Source organism: Parvibaculum sp. MBR-TMA-1.3b-4.2 (assembly GCF_053628815.1).
The window spans coordinates 1,722,762-1,739,835 of sequence record NZ_JBRJHC010000001.1 but is presented as its reverse complement, the minus strand read 5'-3'; the positions used below and the strand labels follow the sequence as shown (position 1 = coordinate 1,739,835).

Genomic DNA, 17,074 nt, shown 5'->3' with positions numbered 1-17,074 from the left:
CTTGTTTACGTCAAATTTACGGTCACGCGCCCAGTATTTCCTTGAAAGTCTGGTCAAGGCCGTCCGATCCCCGGGGGGCAGAAGATCAGTTGAGGATGGGCAATCAGGTGATCAATCTCGTGGCCATTATCGTCTTTCCGCTCGCCATGATTTTCGGCGCGCTCTGGGATCTGACGACCATGACGATCCCCAATTGGCTGACGGTTTCGTTGGCTGCCGCTTTCGTGGTGGTCGCGCCCTTTGCGGGGTTGGGAGTGGAGCAGATCGGTTGGCATCTCGCCGCCGGCGGTGTCGCGCTCGTTGCAGGCATGGCGCTATTCGGCTTCGGCTTCATCGGCGGGGGGGACGCGAAATTCGTGGCCGCCGCCGCGCTCTGGATCGGATGGTCCGACCTGCTTGGTTATCTCATTGTCGCATCCATTTTCGGCGGCGTGCTGACGCTCGCCATTCTCGGATTTCGTCGTCTGCCGCTGCCGCAGGTGCTTGTTCGTCAGGCTTGGGTGGCGCGGCTGCACGATCATCGCGAAGGCGTGCCTTACGGCGTCGCACTCGCATTGGCGGGTCTCGTGATTTTCAGGGACTCACACTGGGTCGCCTTCGCGGCCGCCACCTCATGAGTGTGGCGAATGATCCGCGTGGAAAGGAAGTGAACATATGAACGCCGCACGTATTGGAGTTCTGGTTCTGGCATTGGTCGCAGCGGGCGCTGCCGCCTTCCTGGCGCGCGGTCTTGTCTCGTCGGACGACAGCAAGCAGGCCGCGCCCAAAGTCGTCGAGGCGCCGACCTCGGAGATTCTTGTCGCATCCGACAATATCGAAACAGGCGGTCGCCTGACGGCCTCGAACATGCAGTGGCAGAAATGGCCTGACAGCGCGATGAACCCGGTTTTTATCACCAAGGAAAAACGCTCGCAGGCGCTTCAGTCTCTGGACGGTGCTATCGCGCGACTGCCGATCGTCAAGGGTGAGCCGATTGTTCCCGACCGATTGGTCTGGACGGAAGGCAAGGGTTTGATGTCCGCTCTGCTGGAGCCCGGTATGCGCGCCGTGGCAATCCGTATTTCGCCGGAAACCAGCGCTGGCGGATTCATCCTCCCCAATGACCGCGTCGATGTCGTTCTCACGGGCCGGTCTTCCGGCGGCAGCCGCAATGCCGTCACGGCTGAAACAATCATGCGCAATGTACGCATTCTCGCGATCGACCAGCGCTTCAACGAAAAGGAAGGCGGGCAGGTCGCTATCGGCAAGACGGCGACGCTCGAACTGACGCCGGCACAGGCGGAATTGATCGCCATGGCCCAGGAAGAGGGAAAGCTGATGCTCTCGCTTCGTGGCATCGGCGACAAGGAAATCGCAGGCGGCGACACGCGCGACGAAGCCGAAGGCTCCGTTGTCCGTGTTGTCCGCTTCGGTCATACCCAACCCGTTCGCGTGAAGTGACTGCCATGAGGAACGAGACCATGACGGCAAAAGCACATTCTTCAAAAGCGCGAACCCGGCGTTGGCTGCGTATGGGCCTTCTTGTGCTTTGCGCCGTGGCGCTTGGCTGGGAACCGGCCACACCGCTGTACGCGGCCGATGCCCGGCTGGTGAAGATCGACCAGGGCGGGACCGGTCAGGACTCGCGCGCCATCGTGCTGGGCCTCGACAAGGCGGCTATCGTGGAGTTGCCCGTCGCGGCCCGTGACGTGCTCGTGTCCAACCCGGAAATCGTCGATGCGGTGGTACGTACGAACAAGCGCACCTATCTGATCGGCCTCAAGGTCGGGCAGACCAACGCCTTTTTCTTCGATAAGGACGGTCGCCAGATCCTCAATCTCGAAATCCGCGTCGAACGCGACCTGGCAAGCCTGCGGGATGCATTGAGCCACTACTTCCCTGGGACGAAGATCGATGTGCAGGCCATGAACGACAACATCGTTCTGTCCGGCACGGTGCCAAGCGCTTCTGCAGCCGACAAGGCCCGCACCTTCGCGGCGCGTTTCATCGGCGCGAAACCCGAAGACAACCGTATCGTCAACATGCTGTCGATTTCGGGCAAGGAGCAGGTGATGCTGAAGGTCACGGTCGCTGAAATGCAGCGGACCGCGATCAAGCAGCTCGGGATCAACCTGGCCAATCTGGGCAGCCTCGGAAATGTCGCGTTCGGTGTGGCGACCCAAAACGCTTTGAGCTTGCAGGGGCAGTCCCTCGGCGGCCTGACAGGCGCTGCCAACTACAATGAAAAATTCCAGCTTGGTGGTACGTTGCAGGCCCTGGAGCGAACCGGCCTGCTGCACACGCTGGCCGAACCGAACCTGACGGCCATTTCCGGCGAAGCGGCAAGCTTCCTGGCGGGCGGCGAATTCCCCGTGCCGGTATCGCGCGATAACAACGGCAACATCCAGCTGCAGTACAAGCCGTTCGGTGTCGGGCTCAACTTCACGCCCGTGGTGCTGAGCGATGGTCGCATCAGCCTCAAGATTTCGACGGAAGTATCCGAGCTGACCTCGGAAAACGCCTTTGTATTGCAGGGATCGACGTCGGGCGGTGTGACCGTGCCCTCGCTCAAGGTTCGTCGTGCGGAAACCACGCTCGAGCTGCCGAGCGGCGGTTCTCTGGTCATGGCCGGCCTCCTGTCCGAGCAGACCCGTCAAAATATCGATGGCGTTCCGGGGGCGAAAGATCTCCCCGTGCTGGGCGCCCTGTTTCGCAGCCGCGACTATCAGAAAAACGAAACCGAACTCGTGGTCGTGGTTACGCCGTATCTCGTGAACCCGACCGCGCGCAAGAACATCGCCCTCCCGACCGACGGCTATTCGCCGCCGAGCGACATGGACACCATCCTGATGGGCAAGCTGAACGCGACCTATGGACTGAAAGACAGCCAGCCCGCGGGCAAGACGCTCAAGGGTCCCGTCGGCTTCGTCGTGGAATGATCAGGGAAAGGCATCGGATATGACTATGGACCGGAACATGCCGAAAACGACGGCGAAGAACGCAACGCAGTTCGGATGGCGTCCGCTGGCTGCCGCTGTCGCCATGCTGGCGCTGGCCGGCTGCGGCGGGTTCAATGGCCGTGAGGAAGCTCTCTACACGCCTGAGAACGCGCACCCCATTACCGTGTCGCAAGATACGGCAACGCTGAAGCTCGATGCGGCGATGGATCTCGGATATCTGAACGACCGTCAGAAGGCGCAGATCGCGTCCTTCGCCCGCGCCTATACCGAACGTGGCCATGGCCCGATGGTGGTATCGGTCCCCGACCGCAGCCTGAACAAGGGCGCGGCGTCCGACTTCCTCAACGATGTCAGCCGTGCACTGGCGGAAGAAGGCGTGACGGACGATCGGGTGGTCTACAAGCCCTACCAGGTCGCCGGCGACAAGAACTCCGCGCCCGTCGTCATGACGTTCAATCGGTATGTGGCGCAGGCGAGCCCCTGTGGCGACTGGTCGACGAATTATGCCTACAACCCCAAGAATCTCAATCCGCCGAATTTCGGCTGTGCGACACAGAACAATCTTGCGGCGATGGTTGCCGATCCGGCCGATCTCGTGCATCCGCGCACCATGGATCCGGCAGATGCGGATCGCCGCAGCACGGTGCTCGAGAAGTACCGCAAGGGCGAATCGACTGCGACGCAGCGCTCCGATAGCGACTCGGCCGCGGTCAGCGAGGTGAAGTGATGAGCGACGCAGCGTATAAAGACGAAATGGATGCCGAGGCCCCGCCGGTCGCGACCGAAGATCCCGCGCCCCCGCCGCGCGCGGGCGCGGACGAGACGCGTGGTGCTCAGCCGGCAAACGATCAGAATGCGAGCGAGGGCGGCCTTGCCCCCGTCATGAAGCCGGTGCCGCGTATCACCATTCACGCGTTCTGCGAATTTCCCGAGAGCGGCAGCACCATCCAGCGCGCAGGCGAAGACCGCCGCCTGGCCAAGGCGCATCTGACCGTTCATATGGGCGGTGTGGCCGCCGCGGTCGAGCAGTATCAGACCGCATCCACACCCAATCTGATCATTGTCGAGACCTCCGCGTCGGGGAACGAACTTTTCAGCCAGCTTGGCGCCCTTGCAGAAGTTTGCGACGCGGGAACGAAAGTGATCGTCGTCGGTCACCTGAACGACGTCTCGCTCTATCGCGAGATGATCCGGCAAGGGGTGAACGAGTATCTCGTGGCGCCGCTGAAGCCGCTCGCCGTGATCGAGGCCGTCTCGCGCCTCTATATCGATCCCGACGCGCCGCCGATCGGGCGGACTATCGCTTTCATGGGCGCCAAGGGCGGTGTGGGCTCGAGCACGCTTGCGCATAATATCGGCTGGTCGATCTCCACGAGCTTCAACGAAGATGTCGTGATCGCCGACCTGGATCTTCCCTTCGGGACGGCGGGCCTCGATTTCAATCAGGATCCGGCTCAGGGCATTGCCGACGCACTGACCGCGCCGGAACGTCTCGACGACGTGCTGCTCGACCGGCTGCTCGTCAAATGTACAGACAGGCTGAGCCTCTTCGCGGCACCCGCCGTTCTCGACCGCGAATATGAGGTCGATACGGAATCCTGCGAAAGCGTAATCGAAATCGTTCGCGCGGGCGTGCCGTGCGTGATTGTCGATCTTCCGCATATCTGGTCGCCCTGGACGAAGAAGGCGCTTCTGGCTGCCGACGAGGTGGTCATTACCGCCATGCCGGACCTTGCCAGCCTGCGGAATACCAAGAACCTGGTCGACCTGATCCGTCAGGCCCGTCCCAATGACACGCCGCCGCGCATCGTCCTGAACCAGGTTGGCGTTCCCAAGCGGCCCGAGATTCCGGCAAAGGATTTCGCCGAGGCGATCGGAATGGATCCTGCGTTGGTGATCCCGTTCAATCCCGGTCTTTTCGGCGCGGCCGCCAATAACGGCCAGATGCTCGAAGAGCTCGAACCGAAGGGCAAGACCTCGGACAATTTGCGTGATCTTGCGCAGATGCTTTGCGGGCGCGAAGCGAACGTCGGCAAGGCGCGAAAATCGTTCTCGCTCAAGAAACTGTTCAGCCGAAAAGCCTGAACCGGAGGTAGTGGAAAGTGTTTGGACGCCGGAACGAAGGACAAGCTGTTGCGCCCCGCAAACCTGCGGCGCCGGCCCGCCCCGAGACGCAGTCCGGCGGGCAGAAGGCCGCCGCGCCAAAGGCGCCGCCTCCCAAACCCGCGCCCGCCCAGTCCACGCCGGCTGCGCGGCCGAGCGCGACCGTGGATGATCGTTCCGAGAACTACTACCAGATCAAGACCACGATCTTTAACGCGTTGATCGATACGATCGACCTGACGCAGCTCGCCCAGCTCGATACGGAAAGCGCACGCGAGGAAATCCGCGACATCGTGAACGAGATTCTTTCGATCAAGAATGTCGTGATGTCGATTTCCGAGCAGGAAGCGCTGCTCCAGGATATTTGCAACGACGTGCTCGGGTATGGTCCGCTCGAACCGCTGCTGGCCCGCGATGATATTGCCGACATCATGGTGAATGGCTGCGAACGCACTTTCATCGAAGTGAACGGCAAGACCGAAGTGACAGGTGTTCGCTTCCGCGACAACAGCCAGCTCATGAACATCTGTCAGCGTATCGTGAGCCAGGTCGGCCGTCGCGTCGATGAATCAAGCCCGATATGCGACGCGCGCCTGCCGGACGGCTCTCGCGTCAACGTGATCGTTCCGCCGCTGGCCATCGACGGCCCCGCGCTTACCATTCGTAAGTTCCGCCGCGACAAGCTCAAGATGCAGGACCTGGTGGAGTACGCTTCCATCTCCCCTGAAGGCGCGGAAGTTCTCGGTATTATCGGCAAGGTTCGCTGTAACGTCCTGATTTCTGGCGGTACGGGTTCGGGTAAGACGACGCTTCTGAACTGTCTCACGGCCTTCATCGAGCATGACGAGCGCGTGATTACCTGCGAAGACGCCGCCGAACTTCAGCTTCAGCAGCCGCATGTGGTGCGTCTCGAAACCCGCCCGCCCAATCTGGAAGGGCAGGGGCAGGTGACGATGACCGAGCTTGTCCGTAACTGCCTGCGTATGCGCCCCGAACGCATCATCGTGGGTGAGGTGCGTGGACCGGAAGCCTTCGACCTTTTGCAGGCCATGAACACCGGTCATGACGGTTCCATGGGGACGCTCCATGCGAACAGTCCGCGAGAGGCCCTGTCTCGTCTGGAAAGTATGATCACCATGGGCGGCTACAACCTGCCTTCCAAAACCATTCGCGAAATGATCGTGGGATCGATCGATGTGATCATCCAGGCCGCGCGTCTGCGAGACGGTTCGCGCCGTATCACGCATATCACCGAGGTGCTCGGCACAGAAGGCGATGTGGTGATCACCCAGGATCTTTTCGTCTACGACATGGACGGTGAAGACGAGCACGGCCGCATCCTCGGCAAGCACAAATCGACGGGTATCGCCCGCCCCGCATTCTGGGACAGGGCGCGTTACTACAATCAGCACCAGAATCTTGCCGCGGCCCTCGACCGCGCACAGGACTGAACGGAAACGGCAGCCGGATGGATCAGGCCACGTTCATCATCATTGCGATCTCGTTCCTCGTTGCTGTGGGCATCGGAGGTGTCGGTTTCGTTTTCGTCGGCGGACAGAACTCCGCGCAAAAACGGGTTGCGCGTGTGGCGGGGCCCGGCCGTGCAAAGAATGCACGGGTTGAAAGCGAGGCCGATAGCAGCGAAAAGCGTCGCAAGCAGATGCAGGAGACGCTGAAAGGACTGGAAGAGCAGCAGAAAGAGCACAAAAAGAAGCTTTCTCTTGCGATGCGGTTGGAACGGGCCGGCCTCAAGATCGATACGCGCTCGTTCCATATGTTGAGCGCCATTGTCGGCCTGATAATGGCGGGTCTTCTGCTTCTGACGGGCTTTTCGAGCCTTGTCGGCCTGTTGGGCGGATTTGCGGTCGCATTTGGCGTGCCGCGCTGGATTCTGAAATTTCTTATCAACCGGCGTCAGAAGGCATTTGCCGAGGAGTTTGCCAACTCCATCGATGTCATCGTGCGCGGTGTGAAGGCGGGTCTGCCGATCAATGACTGTCTGAAGATCATCGCCAACGAAGCGCCCGATCCCGTGGGACAGGAATTTCGCGATCTCGTAGAGGGGCAGCGCGTCGGTGTTTCCATGGAACAGGGCCTCATGCGCATGTACGAGCGCATGCCGCTGGCCGAAGTGAACTTCTTCATGATCGTTCTGAACATCCAGCAGAAGACCGGCGGTAACCTGTCCGAGGCGCTGGGAAATCTTTCCCGTGTTCTGCGCGATCGCAAAAAGATGCGCGGCAAGATCAAGGCGATGTCGCAGGAGGCGAAAGCTTCTGCCGCCATCATCGGTTCGCTGCCGCCCGGGGTCATGGGGCTTATCACCCTGACCTCGCCGGGATACATGGATCTCCTCTTCTCCACCACGCTGGGTAATATCCTCATTATAGGCGGCGCCTGCTGGATGCTGTGCGGCGTGCTGGTGATGCGGAAGATGATCGACTTCAAGTTCTAGGACGCATCATGCTGCAGACCTTCGAAGCCCTGTTAACCGTCGAGAACGTGGTCATGCTACTGACCGCGATGGCCGCCTTTGCGACCATCGTGACGCTGGCCTCGCCTCTTCTCGATCAGGACAAGCTCGGTACGCGCATGAAGGCGGTGGCAAGTGAACGAGAAGCAATGCGCGCGCGTGCACGCGAACAGCTCGCCAATGAACGAACCAGGCTGCGCAGCACCCCAAAGGGGCTGATCAAGCAGGTCGTCGACCAGTTCGGCCAAAGCGGCAACCTGCTGGAAAATCAGGCCCTCAAGGACAAGTTGCGGCGCGCTGGCTTTCGCGGAACGGCACCGCTCTATACCTTTGCTTTCTTCCGTTTTGTGATGCCGCTCATCCTTTTTCTCGTCACGCTCTTCTATCTGGGCGTTGTCGATAATTTCGGCCTGAACCCGGTGTCACGTCTGGCGGCTGCCGCTGCGGCGGCCTTTATCGGCTTCTACCTGCCCAACCTTTTCGTGGAAAACGTCATTGCGCGTCGGCAGGACTCGATCCGCAAGGCCTTTCCCGATGCGCTCGACCTTTTGCTGATCTGCGTGGAATCCGGCATGTCGATCGAAGCGGCCTTCCAGAAGGTCGCGAGCGAAATCGGCTTGCAATCGGTGGAACTCGCCGAGGAACTGACACTGACGACGGCCGAGCTTTCCTATCTGCAGGATCGCCGTCAGGCCTATGAGAACTTGGCATTGCGTACCGGGTTGCCGGGCGTGAAGGCTGTGGTGACGAGCCTGGTGCAGGCTGAACGCTATGGCACGCCGCTGGGGACGGCGCTTCGCGTGATGGCGCAGGAAAATCGCGACATGCGTATGTCCGAAGCCGAAAAGAAGGCCGCCGGCCTGCCGCCCAAGCTGACCGTGCCGATGATCCTGTTCTTTCTTCCGGTGCTCTTCGTTGTCATTCTGGGCCCGGCCATCATTCAGGTCATGGATATCAAATAGGCCTGCCTCCTCTCATGAGGGGAGGGATAAAAGCGGCAAACGAAAAAGGGCGCTTCGGATTGACCGAAGCGCCCATATTTGTTGGTCCCGAAGGACGGCTTCCTCAGGAAGAGGGAGAACCGGCGCTGGCTTGAGGGGCACCGCCATTGCCATCCAGCGTCTTCATCTTTTCCCAGAGGGCCGGCTGGCTCAGCATGGATTTCAGATAGGAGATGTTGTTCTCCGCAATATTGGGCGGCAGGTCTGCGCGGGCGAGGCGGCGCGCTTCCTCGAAATGGCCCTGGAGCCCCAGAACCACGGCAAGGTTCTGCCGGGCGGAAGCACCCGCATTGGGATTGGCCACTGCCTTGCGCAGGACGTCCTCCGCCTTGTCCAGATCGCCTTCCAGCGCGTAGGAAAGTCCCATATTGGTGAGCACGGACGGTTCGCCCGGCGCCAACGCCAGGGCCTTTTCATATTCGCCGCGCGCTTCGCCATAGCGGCCCATCTGATCGTAGGCGACGCCGATGGCGGAGGGCAGCCTCCAGTCCTTGGGAGATTGTCCGAATGCCGCCTTCAGCATGGAGACGCCCTGATCGACGCGGCCGCTGGCGACCAGCACCTTGCCATATTCGCCGAGCACGGCCGGATTGTTCTTGTGGAGGAGCTGGATGCGCTGCATCACCGTCGCGGCCTGATCGTAGGATCCGATATGGCGCAGCGCGCTCGAATACTGGACGGCGATCTCCGCATTGTCCTTATGGCGGTCATGCAGGAAACTCCAGCAGGTTGCCGCCGTCACGTAATCATTGGTTTTCAGCGCCTTGAGCGCGGCTTCGCGCAGCTCGCCGTCGCTTTGTCTGGTTTGGGCCGGGGCTTGGCTCTCGGCGCCTGCTTTGGTCGTCGTCGCATTCGGCGTGGCGGTGCCGCTTCCCGTCGAGGCGCAGCCGCCAAGGGCGAGGACCGAGCAGACGGTCGCCATCGCCAGATAAGGCACACGGCGTCCCGGCCGGCGCGCCGAACGGTAGTGTTTCCGGCCTGCCGGAATACTATGGAAATCTTGGATAAGCGGCTTGGTCATCGCTTCATATCCCGCAATGATGGTGGCAAGCCAAAAGGCGCGGCAGCGCCCGCCCGGCTCTGCAACCCTGATAGTCGGCTACACCCGTCAAGAAAGGATTAATTATAAGAATTGAGGCGAACGCCTCATTTGGGGAGGAGGCCGCCGACTAGAATGAGGGCTGCGCGGCCGAAAGAGGCATAGGGAATGCGGGACGTATTGGAGGAAATCTGGCGCGGCTTGAGCGAACGCCGCCTGGTCGGTCCGGTGTTGGCCGTAATCGGCCTGCTGGCGCTCGTCGTGCTCGGTGTGGCCTCTTGGTGGCGCGCGCCCGACAGCTTCGAGGATGGGCCGGGTATCGTCACCTTCTTCCAGATCGGCACAGGCAGCGTGGACAGCCCCTATTTTGCCGTGGGCGAGCGGCTCGCCGGGGCGATCAGCCGTCCGCCGGGCACGCCGCCTTGCGATAGCACCGGCCCTTGCGGTGTGAAGGGGCTGGTCGCGGTGGTGAAATCCTCAGCCGGCGCCGCCGCCAATATCCGCGCGGTCGAAGCGGGTCAGTTCGAATCCGCGCTTGTCCCCGCCATCATGCTCGACCTCGCCTATCGCGGGAAACAGCCTTTCAAGGGCGAAAACCCCTATACCGGCCTGCGCGCCGTCGCTTCCGTCTATCGGGAGAACGTCTTTGTCGTGGCAAGCCGGGGCGCCCATATTTCTCGCTTTGAAGATCTGCGGAAAATGCGCATAGCCGTCGGGCCCAAAGGCTCTCCCTTGCGGGAGACGGCATTGCGGGTGTTGGCGGCATTCGGCATCGGGCCGGGCAATGCGGTCCTGAGCGACGAGTTGCCCGAGCGCGCCGCCGACCTCGCCTTGTTCGGCCAGCTCGACGCCTTTTTCATGATCGGCGAACCCCGCGCGCCGCTTCTGCGCAGCCTGACAGACCGCGGCGCCGTGGACATCGTACCGATCGATGGACCTCAACTGGAGGTGCTGCGCAAGACGGCTCCCTTCCTCGTGCCGGTGACATTGCCGGCGGGAACCTTCCGTCTGACCCCGGCCATCGAGACGCTGTCCACACCGCTGGTTTTCATCTGCGACGTCGATACTTCTCCCGCCCTTGTGGAAGAGGTCACAAGCGCTCTCTTTTATCCGGGCAATCACATGCTGCTCTCGCCGCCTGGACTGGACGGCCTGCTGCCCGGCGAAGGGGAGGAGGAAATGAAGATGGCGGTGGAGGGATTGCCTATACCGCTGCATCGCGGTGCGGCGGCCTTCTTCTACAAGAAGGGCATCATATCGGAACCGCCCTCGACGCAGGTGCCGCTCGAACGCCCGTGACAAGCCTCGGATAATGCCCGCCTCAGAGGAGGCCGCGCTCTTTCATCTCGTCTTGCGCTTCGGCCGTCCATTCCTGCATGGCGGGCAGGCGCAACACGGCATCCATGTAAGCGCGCGCCGCACCGTCTTCGTCGCCAAGATCGGCCGGGTCGACGCCATAGGTAACGAAGCGAGTCACCACGGGTGCATACATGGCATCGGCCACCCCGAAGCGGCCGAACAGAAAACCCTCGTCGCCGTCGGAGAGCTGGCCGAACCGCAGGCGCGCCTCGCGCCAGATCGCGACGATGCGGCGAGCATCGCCGAGCGCGTCTTCCGTATGGCCCCGGCCCGGATAGCGGTTGAGAATATCCATCGGCATCTCGCGGCGGAGCCCGGTGAAGCCGGCATGCATCTCCGCCGCTGCCGCGCGCGCCATGGCCCGGGCTCCCGCATCCTCCGGCCACAGCTTCTTCATCGGGAAAAGGTCAGCAATGGTTTCGAGAATGGCGAGAGATTCCGGAATGACGAGCCCGTTCCATTTCAGCGCGGGTACCGTTCCCGCAGGGGAATGGGGCAGAATTTGTGCCTTGGTATCGGGCTGACGGAGCCGGATGGAGCGCTCGTAAAAGGGCAGGCCCGCCTGCCGCATGGCAAGCCAGGGGCGCAGGCTCCAGCTCGACCAGTTCTTGTCGCCGATCACCAGTTCGAAATCGAAGGCCGTCATCTCTTTCACCGGTCTATGGTCCTGTTTGCGGGCGGGAAAGGGCCTATATAGTCTTTTGGACGGCAAAACGCATGCAATAGCTGTGGTCTGTCTTGCTCCGTTTCTCCTCCTATCCAAGAGGCCCCTCGTGCTCGATTTCTTTTTGGCTGACAAAGACAAGGCGGCGACACCGATATGGCTTGTGCGCGCGGAGGATCTGGAAGGCTGGCGCAGCACCCATGCGGGAGCAGGCGCTGCATGGGTGGAGACGAGCGGCTTCAAGGGCGAGGCGGGCAAGGTGCTTCTCCTGCCCGATGCCTCCGGCGCCGTGTCGGGTGTGTTGCTGGGCACGGGCGACGGATCGGACCCCTTGATCACCGGCGCCTTGGCATCTGCCCTTCCGCCGGGCGAGTACAGGCTTGCGGGCGGTTTCGACGGCGATCCGATACTTGCCGCATTGGGGTATGCGCTCGGGACCTATCGTTTCACCCGCTATAGCGGGAAGCCGCGCGACTGGCCGCGCCTCGTGCTGCCTCAGGGCGTGGACGGCGAGGAAGTGGGGAGGTTCGCCCGCGCCATGTTCCTGGCGCGCGATCTCATCAATACGCCAGCCAGCGATATGAGCCCTGCCGATCTTGCCGACGCCGCGCAAAGCGTGGCGGATACGCATGGGGCGGCGATAAGTACCATCGTCGGCGACGAGCTGCTCGCGCAGAACTATCCGATGATCCATGCGGTCGGCCGAGCCGCCGCCGTGGCGCCGCGCCTGATCGACATGCGCTGGGGGAGAGAAGACGCACCCCGCGTGACGCTGGTCGGCAAGGGCGTGTGCTTCGATACCGGCGGGCTCGATCTCAAGCCTTCCTCCGCCATGGGCCTGATGAAGAAGGATATGGGCGGTGCGGCGGCGACGCTCGCGCTGGCTCAGCTCCTCATGGAAGCCAAGATCGATATCCGCCTGCGTCTCCTGATCCCGGCGGTGGAGAACAGCGTTTCCGGTAACGCCTTCCGGCCCGGTGACGTGCTGCAAAGCCGCAAGGGGCTGACGGTCGAGATCGGCAATACGGATGCGGAAGGCCGGCTCATTCTCGCCGATGCGCTGACAGAGGCCGACAGCGAAAGCCCCGACCTGCTGATCGACATGGCGACGCTCACCGGCGCGGCCCGCGTGGCGCTGGGGCCGGAGCTGCCGCCCTTCTACACGCATGATGATGATTTTGCCCGCGATCTGGCTGCTGTCGCACAGGCGGTTGCCGATCCGATCTGGCGGATGCCGCTCTGGAAGCCTTACGACAATTGGCTCGACAGCAAGATCGCCGATGTCAGTCACATCTCCGACGGGCCTTTCGCAGGCTCGGTGACGGCGGCCCTGTTCCTGGCGCGTTTCGTCGAAAAAGCCCGGGTCCACGCGCATTTCGACATCTATGGCTGGATACCGAAACCCAAGCCTGGCAGGCCCGTGGGCGGTGAAGCGCAGGCCATCCGGGCACTCTTTCAGCTCATCCGACGGCAATATGGCTGAGCCATGTTTGCCTTGCGGCAGCGTGACGCGCCGATAGACTATCCCCGATGCCGGGCCCTAAAGCCCGGATGGGGGGAAGACGATGTTGGGCAGGATGGAGGCGCCGGAGGCGCTGGGACTGTGGCGGCGTGTATTGGTGGATGGTATCCGGAGCGAAAGACCGGATCTCACATCGCGTCAGCTTGCCACCATGCTCATCGTCTATCTCGATCCGCCGCCGCATACGGTACGGGGTCTTGCCGTGGCGCTGGGCGTGTCCAAGCCCGCCATCACGCGCGCCCTAGACACGCTGGGGAGCGAAGGAATGCTCAAGCGCGTACGTGATGAGGCGGACCGGCGGAATGTCTTTGTACAGCGTACGGCGAAGGGGTCTGTTTTCATGGATGAGTTCGGCGAGGCCATCATCGCGGCGGCGATGAATGCGAAGGGTCAAACGGAAGAATGAGCCGGTCGCGTGCGCTGGACCGGCGGCTCAATCCATACCGGGAGGATCTGGCTGCGGCCCATCTTCGCGGCGAAGTGAATGCGGATCGCTTCGAGGAAGGCCGGGACATGCAGGTCGTGGCCGGGCAGCTTTCCTTGCTGCGCGAGCCCCGGCCGGACGCGCCCATGGATACGCAACTTCTCTTCGGCGAAGTCTTCCGTGTCTATGAAGACAAGTCGGGCTGGGCCTGGGGCCAGTCGGCGCAGGACGATTATGTCGGCTATGTCGCGCGCGAGGGGCTCGCCCCCAAACCGTCAAAGCCTACGCATAGCGTGGCCGCGCTTCGCACCTTCATCTATCCCGAGCCGGATCTGAAGACGCGGCCTGCAACGCCCGTTTCCATGAACGGGCTTGTGACCGTGATCGCGGCGAAGGGCGACTACAGCCGGATCGACCGAGGCGGTTGGATCTTCACCCAGCATCTTTCGCCTGTCGGTGCACATGCGCGCGACTTCGTTTCCGTCGCGCAGGAATTTCTGGGCGTTCCCTATCTTTGGGGCGGCCGCGACAGCTTGGGGCTGGATTGTTCGGGGCTGGTGCAGATGTCGCTGGAACGCGCGGGCATCTCATCCTTGCGCGATACCGACATGCAGGAGGCGACGCTGGGCGAAGCGCTGCCCGCGCCCATCGACTTCACCACGCTGAAACGGGGCGATCTCGTTTTCTGGAAGGGTCATGTCGGCATCATGCGCGACGACCAATGGTTGATCCACGCCAATGCCCATCACATGCGCGTAGCTGAAGAGCGTCTCGACATCGCCATGTCGCGCATCGCGCGCGGCGAGCATGGCCATGTTACCAGCATCAAGAGGCTGACGTCCTTGCGGAGCTGACGGTCAGCCCTCCGCGTCCCCTTCCGGCGTGGCGACAAGGTCGAAAGCCGCCGCCATCAGCGCCTTTGTGTAATCCGTTTTCGGGTGGTCGAATATCTCGTCCGCCGTTCCCGCTTCCACTACCTTGCCGTTGCGCATGACGATGATGTCGTCGGAAAGCGCACGGACCACCTTCAGGTCGTGGCTGATGAAGAGATAGCCGAGATTCATCCGCTTCTGCAGGTCGCGCAACAGGTCGACGATCTGCGCCTGCACCGACATGTCGAGCGCGGAGGTCGGTTCGTCCAGCATCACGAAATGCGGTTCCAGCGCCATGGCGCGCGCGATCGCGATGCGCTGGCGCTGCCCGCCGGAAAACTCATGCGGGTAGCGGTCCTGCACCGCCGGGTCGATGCCGACTTCCCGCAGTGCACTGCTTACCCGTTCGCGGCGTTCGTCCGGCGTGAGGCCCAGCCCCTGCACGATGAGGCCTTCCTCCACGATCTGACTGATCGACATGCGCGGCGACAGGGAGCCATAGGGATCCTGAAAAACGATCTGCATTCGGCGGCGCAGAGGGCGCAGCTCGTTCTGCTTGAGGCCATGAATATCGCGCCCTTCGAAACGCACGGGACCTTCGCTCGACAGGAGCCGTAACAGCGCGAGGCCGAGTGTGGTCTTGCCGGAGCCGGATTCGCCCACCACCCCCAGCGTGCGGCCCCGCCTGACCGTCAGCGATATACCGTCCACCGCCTTCACATGGCCGACCGTCTTGCGCAGGAAGCCGCGCTTGATCGGGAACCAGACCTTGAGGTCGTCGGTCTCCATGATGACCGGCGCATCCTCGGCGCCTCCAAGTGCGCGGCCTTTCGGTTCGGAGGCGAGCAGGCGTTTCGTGTAGGCATGCTGCGGATTGTCGAAAACGGTTTCGGTGTCGCCGCGCTCCACGATCTCGCCCTTGGTCATGACGAAGACGCGGTCCGACATTTTCCGCACCACGCCGAGATCATGCGTGATGAGCAAGAGCGCCATGCCCATCTCGTCCTTGAGCTTCTTCAAAAGGGCGAGGATTTGCGCCTGCACCGTCACGTCGAGCGCGGTGGTCGGCTCGTCGGCGATGAGCAGATCGGGCTCATTGGCAAGCGCCATGGCGATCATCACGCGCTGGCGCTGCCCGCCTGAAAGCTGATGCGGATAGGCGCCAAGGCGTTCCGTTGCATCGGGAATGCCGACCTTGTCGAGCAATTCCAGTACGCGGGCGCGCAGCTTTTCGCCGCGCAGGCCCTTGTGGAGTTGCAGCACTTCGCCCACTTGCCGCTCGATCGTATGCAGCGGGTTGAGCGATGTCATGGGTTCCTGAAAGACGACGCCGATCTTGTTGCCGCGTATCTCGCGCATCGTCTTTTCGCTGGCGCCGACGAGATTGCGTCCTTCGAACATGATCTCGCCGCTGGGATGGCTTGCCTGCGGATAGGGCAGCAATTGCAGGATGGAAAGCGCAGACACGGATTTGCCCGAACCGGATTCGCCCACCAGCGCCACCGTTTCGCCGGACCGGACATCGAAGGAGATGCGGTCCACGGCCAGTATCTCTTCGCCTTCGGAGCGGAAGGCGACGGAGAGGTCTTTTACATCGACAAGCGGGGCGCTCATTGCATCACCTTGCGCGGGTCGAAGGCATCGCGCACCGCCTCGCCGATAAAGATCAGAAGGCTCAGCATGACGGCGATGGAGAAGAAGCCGGTCAGACCCAGCCAGGGCGCCTGGATATTCGCCTTGCCCTGCGCCAGCAACTCGCCCAGCGATGGCGAGCCCGGCGGCAGGCCGAAGCCGAGAAAGTCCAGAGAGGTGAGTGTGGTGATGGACGAATTCAGAATGAAGGGCATGAAGGTCAGCGTCGCCACCATCGCATTGGGCAGCAAATGCTTGAACATGATTTTCGCATTGGTGAGCCCCAGCGCCCGCGCCGCATTCACATATTCGAAATTCCGCCCGCGCAGGAATTCCGCTCGTACCACCCCGACAAGCGCCACCCATGAAAAGAGCAGCAATATGCCGAGCAGGATCCAGAAATTCGGCTCGATGATCGCTGCGATGATGATGAGCAGATAGAGCTGCGGCACACTGGTCCAGATTTCGATGAAGCGCTGGAACAGCAGATCCGTCCAGCCGCCGAAATAGCCCTGCACGGCGCCTGCCGCCACGCCAATGATCGACGACAGGATGGTAAGCGTCAGCCCGAACAGCACGGAAATGCGGAAGCCGTAAATGAGCCGCGCCAGCACGTCGCGCCCCTGATCGTCCGTACCAAGCCAGTTCTCTCCCGAGGGGGGCGCGGGTGCGGGCACGGGCAGGTTGAGGTTGATCGTGCGATAGTCATATTCGATAAGCGGCCAGATAATGAGCCCGTGTCCCTCCTTCTCGATGAGGTCCTTTACCACGGGGTCGCGATAATCCGCCTCTGTCTGGAAGAAACCGCCGAAATCGGTTTCAGGATAGGAAACGAAGACAGGGAAATAAGGCTCGCCCTGATAGAGCACGAAGAGCGGCTTGTCGTTGGCGATGAATTCGGCGAACAGCGTCACGACGAAGAGGATGAGGAATATCCACAAGCTCCAATAGCCGCGCTTGTTCGCCTTGAAGTTGCGCCAGCGCCGCTTGTTGACGGGGCTTATCCGGATTTCAGGCAGGGTGACGCCGGGGAGCGAGAGAGCCAT

16 protein-coding genes are annotated in these 17,074 nt (G+C 62.0%); 12 read left to right on the top strand and 4 right to left on the bottom strand.

Annotation, left to right across the window (positions count from 1 at the left end; genetic code table 11):
• The first annotated feature begins 95 nt into the window (after positions 1 to 95).
• From ACSSVQ_RS08315 to ACSSVQ_RS08280, 8 genes are read left to right on the top strand one after another with little or no spacing between them, the layout of a single operon-like run.
• Positions 96 to 617, top strand: a complete 522-nt coding sequence (locus tag ACSSVQ_RS08315; RefSeq protein WP_454182219.1) for an A24 family peptidase — start codon at positions 96 to 98, stop codon at positions 615 to 617.
• Between the two features lie 37 nt (positions 618 to 654).
• On the top strand, positions 655 to 1,440 hold the full coding sequence (gene cpaB / locus ACSSVQ_RS08310) for a Flp pilus assembly protein CpaB (RefSeq protein ID WP_454182216.1): 786 nt from the start codon (positions 655 to 657) through the stop codon (positions 1,438 to 1,440).
• 20 nt (positions 1,441 to 1,460) lie between these two features.
• Positions 1,461 to 2,918, top strand: a complete 1,458-nt coding sequence (locus tag ACSSVQ_RS08305; protein ID WP_454182214.1) for a type II and III secretion system protein family protein — start codon at positions 1,461 to 1,463, stop codon at positions 2,916 to 2,918.
• 19 nt (positions 2,919 to 2,937) lie between these two features.
• Positions 2,938 to 3,666, top strand: coding sequence for a CpaD family pilus assembly protein (locus ACSSVQ_RS08300; protein WP_454182212.1), 729 nt, complete (start codon positions 2,938 to 2,940; stop codon positions 3,664 to 3,666).
• Positions 3,666 to 5,024: an AAA family ATPase gene (locus ACSSVQ_RS08295; RefSeq protein ID WP_454182210.1), complete on the top strand. Its 1,359-nt coding sequence runs from the start codon at positions 3,666 to 3,668 to the stop codon at positions 5,022 to 5,024. The genes ACSSVQ_RS08300 and ACSSVQ_RS08295 overlap by 1 nt, the downstream gene beginning before the upstream one ends.
• Before the next feature lie 17 nt (positions 5,025 to 5,041).
• The gene (locus tag ACSSVQ_RS08290) at positions 5,042 to 6,493 is read left to right on the top strand and encodes a CpaF family protein (protein WP_454182208.1); all 1,452 of its coding nucleotides are present in this window, start codon (positions 5,042 to 5,044) and stop codon (positions 6,491 to 6,493) included.
• Between the two features lie 17 nt (positions 6,494 to 6,510).
• A complete protein-coding gene (locus ACSSVQ_RS08285; RefSeq protein WP_454182206.1) occupies positions 6,511 to 7,497 on the top strand; it encodes a type II secretion system F family protein in 987 nt (328 codons plus the stop codon).
• Between the two features lie 8 nt (positions 7,498 to 7,505).
• The gene (locus tag ACSSVQ_RS08280; protein ID WP_454182205.1) at positions 7,506 to 8,477 is read left to right on the top strand and encodes a type II secretion system F family protein; all 972 of its coding nucleotides are present in this window, start codon (positions 7,506 to 7,508) and stop codon (positions 8,475 to 8,477) included.
• 103 nt (positions 8,478 to 8,580) lie between these two features.
• On the opposite strand, the gene ACSSVQ_RS08275 is transcribed toward ACSSVQ_RS08280, so the two are convergent.
• Positions 8,581 to 9,537 (bottom strand): tetratricopeptide repeat protein, encoded by a 957-nt coding sequence (locus ACSSVQ_RS08275; protein WP_454182203.1) that lies wholly within the window; start codon positions 9,535 to 9,537, stop codon positions 8,581 to 8,583.
• 186 nt (positions 9,538 to 9,723) lie between these two features.
• Between ACSSVQ_RS08275 and ACSSVQ_RS08270 the strand changes: the two genes are divergently transcribed.
• A complete protein-coding gene (locus ACSSVQ_RS08270) occupies positions 9,724 to 10,854 on the top strand; it encodes a TAXI family TRAP transporter solute-binding subunit (protein ID WP_454182201.1) in 1,131 nt (376 codons plus the stop codon).
• 22 nt (positions 10,855 to 10,876) lie between these two features.
• On the opposite strand, the gene ACSSVQ_RS08265 is transcribed toward ACSSVQ_RS08270, so the two are convergent.
• Positions 10,877 to 11,560 carry a glutathione S-transferase family protein gene (locus ACSSVQ_RS08265; protein WP_454184670.1) on the bottom strand — a complete coding sequence of 228 codons (684 nt, stop codon included), beginning with the start codon at positions 11,558 to 11,560 and terminating at the stop codon, positions 10,877 to 10,879.
• Between the two features lie 127 nt (positions 11,561 to 11,687).
• Here ACSSVQ_RS08265 and ACSSVQ_RS08260 point away from each other — a divergent pair, with 127 nt between their 5' ends.
• The 3 genes from ACSSVQ_RS08260 to ACSSVQ_RS08250 all read left to right on the top strand — a co-directional run bounded on the left by ACSSVQ_RS08260 (position 11,688) and on the right by ACSSVQ_RS08250 (position 14,378).
• On the top strand, positions 11,688 to 13,061 hold the full coding sequence (locus tag ACSSVQ_RS08260; protein ID WP_454182199.1) for a leucyl aminopeptidase family protein: 1,374 nt from the start codon (positions 11,688 to 11,690) through the stop codon (positions 13,059 to 13,061).
• Between the two features lie 82 nt (positions 13,062 to 13,143).
• Positions 13,144 to 13,506, top strand: coding sequence for a MarR family transcriptional regulator (locus tag ACSSVQ_RS08255; protein WP_454182197.1), 363 nt, complete (start codon positions 13,144 to 13,146; stop codon positions 13,504 to 13,506).
• On the top strand, positions 13,503 to 14,378 hold the full coding sequence (locus tag ACSSVQ_RS08250) for a C40 family peptidase (RefSeq protein WP_454182195.1): 876 nt from the start codon (positions 13,503 to 13,505) through the stop codon (positions 14,376 to 14,378). Before ACSSVQ_RS08255 ends, ACSSVQ_RS08250 begins: the two co-directional genes overlap by 4 nt.
• Positions 14,379 to 14,381: 3 nt before the next feature.
• Here the strand turns inward: ACSSVQ_RS08250 and ACSSVQ_RS08245 are convergent, their stop codons facing one another.
• Both ACSSVQ_RS08245 and ACSSVQ_RS08240 read right to left on the bottom strand, forming a co-directional pair.
• Complete coding sequence (locus tag ACSSVQ_RS08245) at positions 14,382 to 16,010, bottom strand: ABC transporter ATP-binding protein (RefSeq protein ID WP_454182193.1); 1,629 nt, start codon at positions 16,008 to 16,010, stop codon at positions 14,382 to 14,384.
• Complete coding sequence (locus ACSSVQ_RS08240) at positions 16,007 to 17,074, bottom strand: ABC transporter permease (RefSeq protein ID WP_454182191.1); 1,068 nt, start codon at positions 17,072 to 17,074, stop codon at positions 16,007 to 16,009. The genes ACSSVQ_RS08245 and ACSSVQ_RS08240 overlap by 4 nt, the downstream gene beginning before the upstream one ends.